This window comes from Streptomyces sp. NPDC007346 (genome assembly GCF_040703535.1).
GTDB lineage: Bacteria > Actinomycetota > Actinomycetes > Streptomycetales > Streptomycetaceae > Streptomyces.
The window spans coordinates 1-7,159 of sequence record NZ_JBEYKR010000234.1 but is presented as its reverse complement, the minus strand read 5'-3'; the positions used below and the strand labels follow the sequence as shown (position 1 = coordinate 7,159).

Sequence of the window (7,159 nt, the reverse complement as noted above, 5' to 3'; positions counted from 1 at the left end):
CCCCGGGGGGGCCGGGCGGGGGGGGGGGGGGGCGGGGGGGGGGGGGGCGGGGGGGGGCGGGGGGGCGGGGGGGGGGGGGGGGGGGCCGGGGGGGGGGGGGGCCCCCCCCCCCGACGCATGCGCCCATGCGGGCGCTTCCTCATGCCCGCCCATGCCCCTCACATGACCTCAGGTGCCCGCCCATGCCCTTTCATGCCCACACGTGCCCACCTCTCGCCCGAATGTGTTTACTTTCCCGAACCGCGGACGTAACCTGAGCGCGAAACCACAGACTCGGGCATGAAACGGATACGAAACCACATGTACGCACCGGAGCGTCAGCAGGAGATCCTCCGCCTCGCCCAGGAGAGCGGCCGGGTCGACGTGCTCTCCCTGGCCGAGGAGTTCCAGGTGACCGCCGAGACCGTCCGGCGGGATCTGAAGGCGCTGGACCGGGCCGGGCTGCTGCGCCGGGTGCACGGCGGTGCCATTCCGGCCGGGCGGCTCGGCTTCGAGCCCGACCTCGCCGAGCGGGACACCGTGGCCGCCGGCGAGAAGGACCGCATCGCGCAGGCGGCGCTCGCCGAGCTCCCCGCGGACGGAAACGTGATCATCGATGCCGGGACCACCACGGCCCGGCTCGCCGCGTCCGTCCCCCTGGACGCCGTGCTGACCGTGGTGACGCACGCGCTGCCGGTGGCCGCCCGGCTCGCCGACCACCCGGGGATCGCCCTGCACCTGGTCGGCGGCCGGGTCCGGCACCGGACGCGGGCGGCGGTCGACGCCTGGGCGCTCGGCTCGTACGCCGAGATCAGCGCCGACGTCGTCTTCCTCGCCACCAACGGCTTCGCCTCCGACAGCGGCCTCACCACGCCCGACCTCGCCGAGGCCGCGGTGAAGCGCGCGGTGGTCAAGGCCGCCCGCCGGGTCGTCCTGCTCGCCGACTCGGGCAAGTTCGGGCAGCGGCACTTCGCCCAATTCGGTGACCTCACCGACGTGGACCTCCTCATCACCGACACGGGCCTGAGCCCCGACGACGCCCGCTCCATCGAGAGCCGGGGCACGGAAGTGGTACGCGCATGATCCTCACCGTCACCCCCAACCCCAGCCTGGACCGGACCTACGAGCTGCCGGGCCTGGTCCGCGGCACCGTCCTGCGCGCCACGGCCGACCGCGTCGACCCGGGCGGCAAGGGCGTCAACGTCTCGCGCGCGGTCGCGGCGGCCGGCCACCGTACGGTCGCCGTCGCCCCGATGGGCGGGCCGGAGGGCTCCCTGCTGGCCCGGCTGCTGGGCGAGCACGGCATCGAGGCGGCCGGGGTGCCGGTCACCGGCAGCACCCGGATCAACGTCACGCTCGTCGAACCCGACGGAACCCTCACCAAGATCAACGCGGCCGGTCCCGAGCTCAGCCCCGCCGAGGCGGAGGACGTCCTGGAGGCCGTACGGACCCGTTCCGCGGCCGCCGACTGGATCGCCTGCTGCGGGAGCCTGCCGCGCGGGCTGCCGCCCCGGTGGTACGCGGAGCTGGTCGCGCGGAGCCACCGGGCCGGTACGCGGATCGCGCTGGACACCTCCGGTGCGGCGCTGACCGCCGCGCTGCGGGAGGGGCCCGATGTGATCAAGCCGAACGTCCAGGAGCTCGCCGAGGCCGTCGGCCGTCCGCTCGCCACGGTGGGCGACGCGCTCGAGGCCGCCGAGGAGCTGCGCGAGCGGGGCGCCCGGACCGTACTGGCCAGCCTGGGTGCCGACGGGCAGCTGCTGGTGGAGGCGTCGGGCGCGTACTTCGCGACCGCCCGCGTGGCGACCGTACGCAGCAACGTCGGCGCCGGGGACGCCTCCCTCGCCGGCTTCCTCACGGCGGGCGGGCAGGGGCCGCACGCGCTCGCCTCGGCCGTCGCCCATGGGGCGGCGGCGGTGCAGCTGGCGGGGAGCCTCATGCCCACGCCGGACGACCTCGACCTGTCGGCGGTCGTGTCGAGCGCCGACGTCCCCCTGGACCGCCCGCTGACCGAGCCCGCCCCATGACCACCGCACTCCCCCGACGAAACCGTAAGAACCCGCCGCCTTTCATCCCTTCGCACCGCCTCAGGGCGGTCCCCGAGCAAGGAGCACCGCGATGAGTGAGCTGATCACCGCGGAACTGGTCGACCTCGATCTGTCCGCCGCAACGAAGGACGCCGCCGCGAGGTCGCTCGCCGAGCGGATGGTGGCCGCGCACCGCGTCACCGACCTCGACGGCTTCCTGGCCGATGTCGCCGCCCGCGAGGCGCAGATGCCGACGGGCCTCGACGGCGGGATCGGCATCCCGCACTGCCGGAGCGAGCATGTGAGCGCCCCGACGCTGGCCTTCGGGCGCAGCGCCCGGGGCATCGACTTCGGCGCGGCCGACGGCCCGGCGGACCTCGTCTTCCTCATCGCCGCGCCGGCCGGGGCGGACGAGGACCATCTGACCATCCTGTCGGGGCTGGCCCGCAGGCTGATGGACCCGGAGTTCACCGCCGCCCTGCGTGCCGGGGACGACCCGGGCACGGTCGCCGCGCTGATCCGGGGCGAGGAGCCGGCCGAGGAGCTCGTACGGGAAGCCTCGGGCCCGTCACGGGCCGCAGCGGCGGCCGGCGGTCCGGCGGCGCCGATACCGGCGGCCGAGGACACCGAGGACACCGGCGCCACGCCCTTCCGGATCGTCGCCGTCACCTCCTGCCCCACCGGCATCGCGCACACCTACATGGCCGCCGAGTCCCTGACGGCCGCCGGCCGCGCCGAGGGCGTCGAGGTGACGGTGGAGACCCAGGGGTCGGCCGGGTTCAGCAAGCTGGATCCCGCCGTCATCGCCCAGGCCGACGCGGTCATCTGGGCGCACGACGTCGAGGTGCGGGAGAAGGGCCGCTTCCGGGGCAAGCCGCTGGTGGACGTCGGGGTGAAGGCGGGCATCAACCGGCCCGCCGAGCTGATCGCCGAGGCCCGCCGCAAGGCGGAGCGCGGTGAGGTCGCCGCCGTGGCGCCGGGCGGGGACGGGCCGGAGGCCGGTGCGGACGGCGGATCGGGGGCGGACGGTGCGCACTTCGGGGTCCGGCTGCGTACGTATCTGATGTCCGGCGTGAGCTACATGGTGCCGTTCGTCGCGGCGGGCGGCCTCCTGATCGCCCTGTCGTTCGCCATCGGCGGCTACGAGATCGTGGACGCCAAGTCGGTCGCCGACCACTTCGTGTGGGGGCAGGCGGACAGCTGGGCGGCGCTGCTCAACCAGATCGGTTCGGCCGCCTTCGGCTTCCTGGTGCCGGTGCTGGCCGGGTACATCGCGTACGGGATGGCGGACCGGCCCGCCCTGGTGCCCGGTTTCGTCGGCGGTGCGATCGCGCTCACCGTGGACGCGGGGTTCCTCGGCGGTCTGGTCGCCGGTCTGCTGGCCGGTGCGGTGGTGATGGCCATCCAGCGGGTCCCGGTCCACGCCACGCTGCGCGGGATCATGCCGGTGCTGGTGATCCCGCTGATCGCGTCGGCGGTGGTCGGGTTCCTGATGTTCATCGTCGTCGGCAAGCCGATCGCCACGCTGCAGAGCGCCCTCACGGACTGGCTGAACGGTCTGTCGGGCTCCAACGCCGTCATCCTCGGCGTCGTGCTCGGCCTGATGATGTGCTTCGACATGGGCGGTCCGCTGAACAAGGTGGCGTACGCCTTCGCGGTCGGCGGTCTCGCCGATCCGACCGACGGCAGCCTCAAGGTGATGGCGGCGGTCATGGCGGCCGGTATGGTCCCGCCGCTGGCGATGGCGCTGGCCACCACCGTACGCAAGAAGCTGTTCACGAAGACCGAGCGGGAGAACGGGCGGGCGGCCTGGGTGCTGGGCGCCTCGTTCATCACCGAGGGCGCGATCCCGTTCGCCGCCGCCGACCCGTTGCGGGTGATCCCGTCGGTGATGGCGGGCGGCGCGGTCACCGGTGCGCTGTCGATGGCCTTCGGGTGCACCCTGCGCGCTCCGCACGGCGGCGTCTTCGTCGTCCCGCTGATCGGTGCGCCGTTCCTCTACCTGCTGGCCATCGCCGCCGGCACCCTGGTGGCGACCGCGCTGGTCGTCCTGCTCAAGGGCGCCCGCCGCACGGTGGCGGCCGAGTCCGGGGAGGCCGAGGCCACGGACGCCGGCTCCCGGGTGGGCGTCACCGCCTGACCGTCGCCCGGCGGCGGCGCAGCAGGACGAGCGGGACGACGGCGGCCACGGCCGCCGTCCCCGGGAGGAGGGCCGCCTCGGCGGCGGTGGAGAAGGTGGCGGGGACGGGCAGGGTGCTCCAGCGGCCGACCGGCCAGGCGATGACGACGGCGCGGCCGACGACCTCGTCCACCGGGACCATGCCCTCGTTGCGGTCGTCGCTGTGGTAGCGGGAGTCCGCCGACGCCTGCCGGTGGTCGCCCATCACCCAGAGTTTGCCCTGCGGGACCGTGACCTTGAAGGTGCCCTTGTCGTCGTTGCTGCACGGGGTGTTGCCGGGGAACACATTCGGCTCGTCCAGGGCCTTGCCGTTGACCTTCACCGGTCCGTCACCCGCGCACTCCACGGTGTCACCGCCGACGCCGATCACCCGCTTGATGAGGTCCTTCTCCTCCGCCGACGGCATCACTCCGATGAAACTGAGCACCTCCTGCACGGTGTTGGGCGGATCGACGGCCATGTCGTCGAGCCAGCCGTCCGGGTCGTGGAAGACGATCACCTCACCCCGTTCCGGTTCGGATCCGAACCACGGGGTCAGCTTGTCGACGAGGACCCGGTCGCCCCGCTGCAGGGTGTTCTGCATGGAGTCCGACGGGATGGAGAAGGCCTGGACGAGGAAGGTCTTGATGAGCAGGGCCAGGACGAGGGCGAGGCCGATGAGGAGCGGCAGCTCCACCCAGAACGGCCGGTGCTTCCTGGTCCCCGCCCGCCGTGCACCCGCACGCACCATCTCGCCGCTCCTCGCCCCGTGTCCCGCGCGCCCGCCCCCGGTGGGGAACGGATCTTGTCGGGTCACTCTATGGGGCGCGGCGGACGCGGCGCGGATGCGGATGTCAGGGGGCGGGGGCGGTGTCCTCCGGCGGGACCGTGGCTCCGTCACCGGCGCGCACGGCTTCCACGATGTTCTGGTGGAAGACCCGGCTCTCCTCCTCGGAGGCGCACGGCACGGGACTGCCCACCAGGGTGAACCAGTCCGACGATCCGCTGTACTGCACGGCCACCGACGCCTGGCCCTCCGACCAGGTCGTGTGCACCGTGAGGTCTCCGCTCAGGATCCCGGCTTCTTCGGTGCGGACTCCGCCCGTTCCCGCGAAGACACCGCTGGTCGTCCACGATGCCCAGCTCATGACGTGTCGCCTTTCGGACGATGACAAGCCTCTGCGGCGGACTGCTTCCGAGTATGGCACCGCTGCTGGGAGGGTGCACGGGGTGCGGCAGCACTCCGTGCACCGCACTGCCTCACGCGCGTTCCCGTACACCCCGGACGAACGCGGCCTGGCCCGCGTGCTGGAGGTCGTCGGCGATGACGCTGACCAGCCGGACGCCCAGGGTCACCGGCGGCGACCAGCCCTCGTCGACGATGCGGTCGAGGGCGCGGCCGTCCAGTCCGCGGACGAAGCCGAGGGTCTGTTCGTGGACGGCGTCGTAGTAGCCGAGGAGCAGGTCGGCGGAGTCCACGCGGACGGCGGCGACCTCTTCGCCGCTGTGCCCGAATCCGGTCGCGGCCTCGTCGAAGGGGAGAGCGAAGCGCTCGGCCCAGCCCTGGGTGATCCAGACCTGGCCGGTGTCGGCGGCGTCGGCGATGTGGTCGTCCTGGACCCGGGTGAGGTGCCAGATCAGCCAGGAGATCGAGTTCGCCCCGTCGTCGAGGCGGGCGTTGAGGTCGTCGGCCGAGAGTCCTTCGGCCGCCGCGTGGACCGCTTCCCTGACCCGGTCGAACGCTTCGGCGAGCATGTTCGCATTGTTCATCCCCTCACCTTCGCCTCCTGACCCGCCCGAACCGCGCTCCGACACACACGTGCCCCCGCTCGGGATCGGCTGGTGGTCCGGAGCGGTGCGCAGGACGTCGATCAGTACCTCGCCGAGCCGCCGGGCGTCAGCGCAGGCCGCCCAGCCACCGGGTCAGCAGCCGGTTGACCTCGTCGGGGCGTTCCTGCTGGATCCAGTGGCCGCAGCCTTCGAGGATGTGGGCGCCGGACAGGCCGGGGAGGGTCGCCGGGTAGGCGTCGATGGCGTCCGCCATCCATGTGGTGGAGGCGTCGAGCGCGCCGCCGATGAAGAGGGAGGGCTGGGTGAGGGGCGCTCCGTGCCAGGCGGCGAGGTCCTCCCAGTCGCGGTCGACGTTGCGGTAGCGGTTGAGAGCACCGGTGAGGCCGGAGCGTTCGAACTCCCCGCTGTAGACGTCGAGGCCCTCCTCGCCGAGCCAGGCGGGCAGGGGGCCGGTGGGGAAGCGGTCGCGGAGGCGTGCTCCCGGAGGTACGAAGAAGAGCCTGCCGTGCTCCTCGGGGGTGAGGGCTTCGCCGGTCAGCCCGGTGTAGAAGCCGGCGAGCCAGCCGCGTACGTCCTCCTCGATCTCCGCCTCGGCCCTGCCGGGGGTCTGGAAGTAGCTGACGTAGAACTCCTCGTCACCGCCGATCCGGGCGAAGCCGTCGGTGGGGCGGTGGCCGCCGCGGGGTGCGTAGGGGACGCTGAGCAGGCCCACGGCGGTGAAGACGTCCGGCCGGAGCAGGGCGCTGTTGGCGGCGATGGGCGAGCCCCAGTCGTGGCCGACGACCGTGGCCGTCTCCTCGCCCAGGGCGTGGACGACGGCGGTGTTGTCGGCGACGTGCGCGAGCATGCGGTACGCGTCGGTGGCGGCGGGTTTGGCGGAGCGCCCGTATCCGCGTACGTCGATGGCGACGGCCCGGTATCCGGCGGCGGCCAGCGCCGGGAGCTGGTGACGCCAGGAGTACCAGGACTCGGGGAAGCCGTGGACGAGCAGGACGAGGGGGCCGGTGCCCTGTTCGACCAGGTGGATGCGGCCGCCGGGTCCGGCCACGAGGCGGTGGACCGCGCCGGGCAGGGTGGTGGAGCCTGTCGGCGTGGGTTCGGGCTGCGGCATGGTGTCCAGGTTGTGGAAGATCATCACGAACGGGCTGCCGCCCTGCACCACCTTCTGCCAGGGGTACAGCGACAGCAGCACCGCCAGTGCGCC

Annotated in this window: 7 protein-coding genes; 3 read left to right on the top strand and 4 right to left on the bottom strand. The window is 73.3% G+C overall.

Translation table 11 applies throughout. From position 1 onward, the window contains the following. Positions 1 to 300 precede the first annotated feature (300 nt). The 3 genes from AB0917_RS32910 (at position 301) to AB0917_RS32900 (ending at position 4,146) form a co-directional block, all read left to right on the top strand. Positions 301 to 1,062 carry a DeoR/GlpR family DNA-binding transcription regulator gene (locus AB0917_RS32910; RefSeq protein WP_366823380.1) on the top strand — a complete coding sequence of 254 codons (762 nt, stop codon included), beginning with the start codon at positions 301 to 303 and terminating at the stop codon, positions 1,060 to 1,062. Next, positions 1,059 to 2,006 (top strand): 1-phosphofructokinase, encoded by a 948-nt coding sequence (gene pfkB / locus AB0917_RS32905; RefSeq protein ID WP_366823378.1) that lies wholly within the window; start codon positions 1,059 to 1,061, stop codon positions 2,004 to 2,006. The genes AB0917_RS32910 and pfkB overlap by 4 nt, the downstream gene beginning before the upstream one ends. A 91-nt stretch (positions 2,007 to 2,097) precedes the next feature. Continuing rightward, entirely contained in the window at positions 2,098 to 4,146 is a 2,049-nt protein-coding gene (locus AB0917_RS32900) for a fructose-specific PTS transporter subunit EIIC (protein WP_366823377.1), read from the top strand. Here AB0917_RS32900 and lepB read toward each other — a convergent pair. The 4 genes from lepB to AB0917_RS32880 form a co-directional block, all read right to left on the bottom strand. Further along, the gene (gene lepB, locus AB0917_RS32895; RefSeq protein WP_366823376.1) at positions 4,136 to 4,915 is read right to left on the bottom strand and encodes a signal peptidase I; all 780 of its coding nucleotides are present in this window, start codon (positions 4,913 to 4,915) and stop codon (positions 4,136 to 4,138) included. The genes AB0917_RS32900 and lepB overlap by 11 nt on opposite strands. Positions 4,916 to 5,018: 103 nt before the next feature. Next, complete coding sequence (locus tag AB0917_RS32890; RefSeq protein ID WP_366823375.1) at positions 5,019 to 5,312, bottom strand: hypothetical protein; 294 nt, start codon at positions 5,310 to 5,312, stop codon at positions 5,019 to 5,021. Between the two features lie 112 nt (positions 5,313 to 5,424). Next, the gene (locus AB0917_RS32885; RefSeq protein WP_366823374.1) at positions 5,425 to 5,934 is read right to left on the bottom strand and encodes a DUF664 domain-containing protein; all 510 of its coding nucleotides are present in this window, start codon (positions 5,932 to 5,934) and stop codon (positions 5,425 to 5,427) included. Between the two features lie 127 nt (positions 5,935 to 6,061). Further along, entirely contained in the window at positions 6,062 to 7,066 is a 1,005-nt protein-coding gene (locus AB0917_RS32880; protein ID WP_366823379.1) for an alpha/beta hydrolase, read from the bottom strand. Positions 7,067 to 7,159: the final 93 nt, after the last annotated feature.

Excerpts from the sequence above, each read along its gene's own strand:
- AB0917_RS32900 (WP_366823377.1), top strand. The coding sequence starts at position 2,098 with ATGAGTGAGCTGATCACCGCGGAACTGGTCGACCTCGATCTGTCCGCC.
- pfkB (WP_366823378.1), top strand. The coding sequence starts at position 1,059 with ATGATCCTCACCGTCACCCCCAACCCCAGCCTGGACCGGACCTACGAG.
- lepB (WP_366823376.1), bottom strand. The coding sequence starts at position 4,915 with ATGGTGCGTGCGGGTGCACGGCGGGCGGGGACCAGGAAGCACCGGCCG.
- AB0917_RS32910 (WP_366823380.1), top strand. The coding sequence starts at position 301 with ATGTACGCACCGGAGCGTCAGCAGGAGATCCTCCGCCTCGCCCAGGAG.
- AB0917_RS32885 (WP_366823374.1), bottom strand. The coding sequence starts at position 5,934 with ATGAACAATGCGAACATGCTCGCCGAAGCGTTCGACCGGGTCAGGGAA.
- AB0917_RS32890 (WP_366823375.1), bottom strand. The coding sequence starts at position 5,312 with ATGAGCTGGGCATCGTGGACGACCAGCGGTGTCTTCGCGGGAACGGGC.
- AB0917_RS32880 (WP_366823379.1), bottom strand. The coding sequence starts at position 7,066 with ATGCCGCAGCCCGAACCCACGCCGACAGGCTCCACCACCCTGCCCGGC.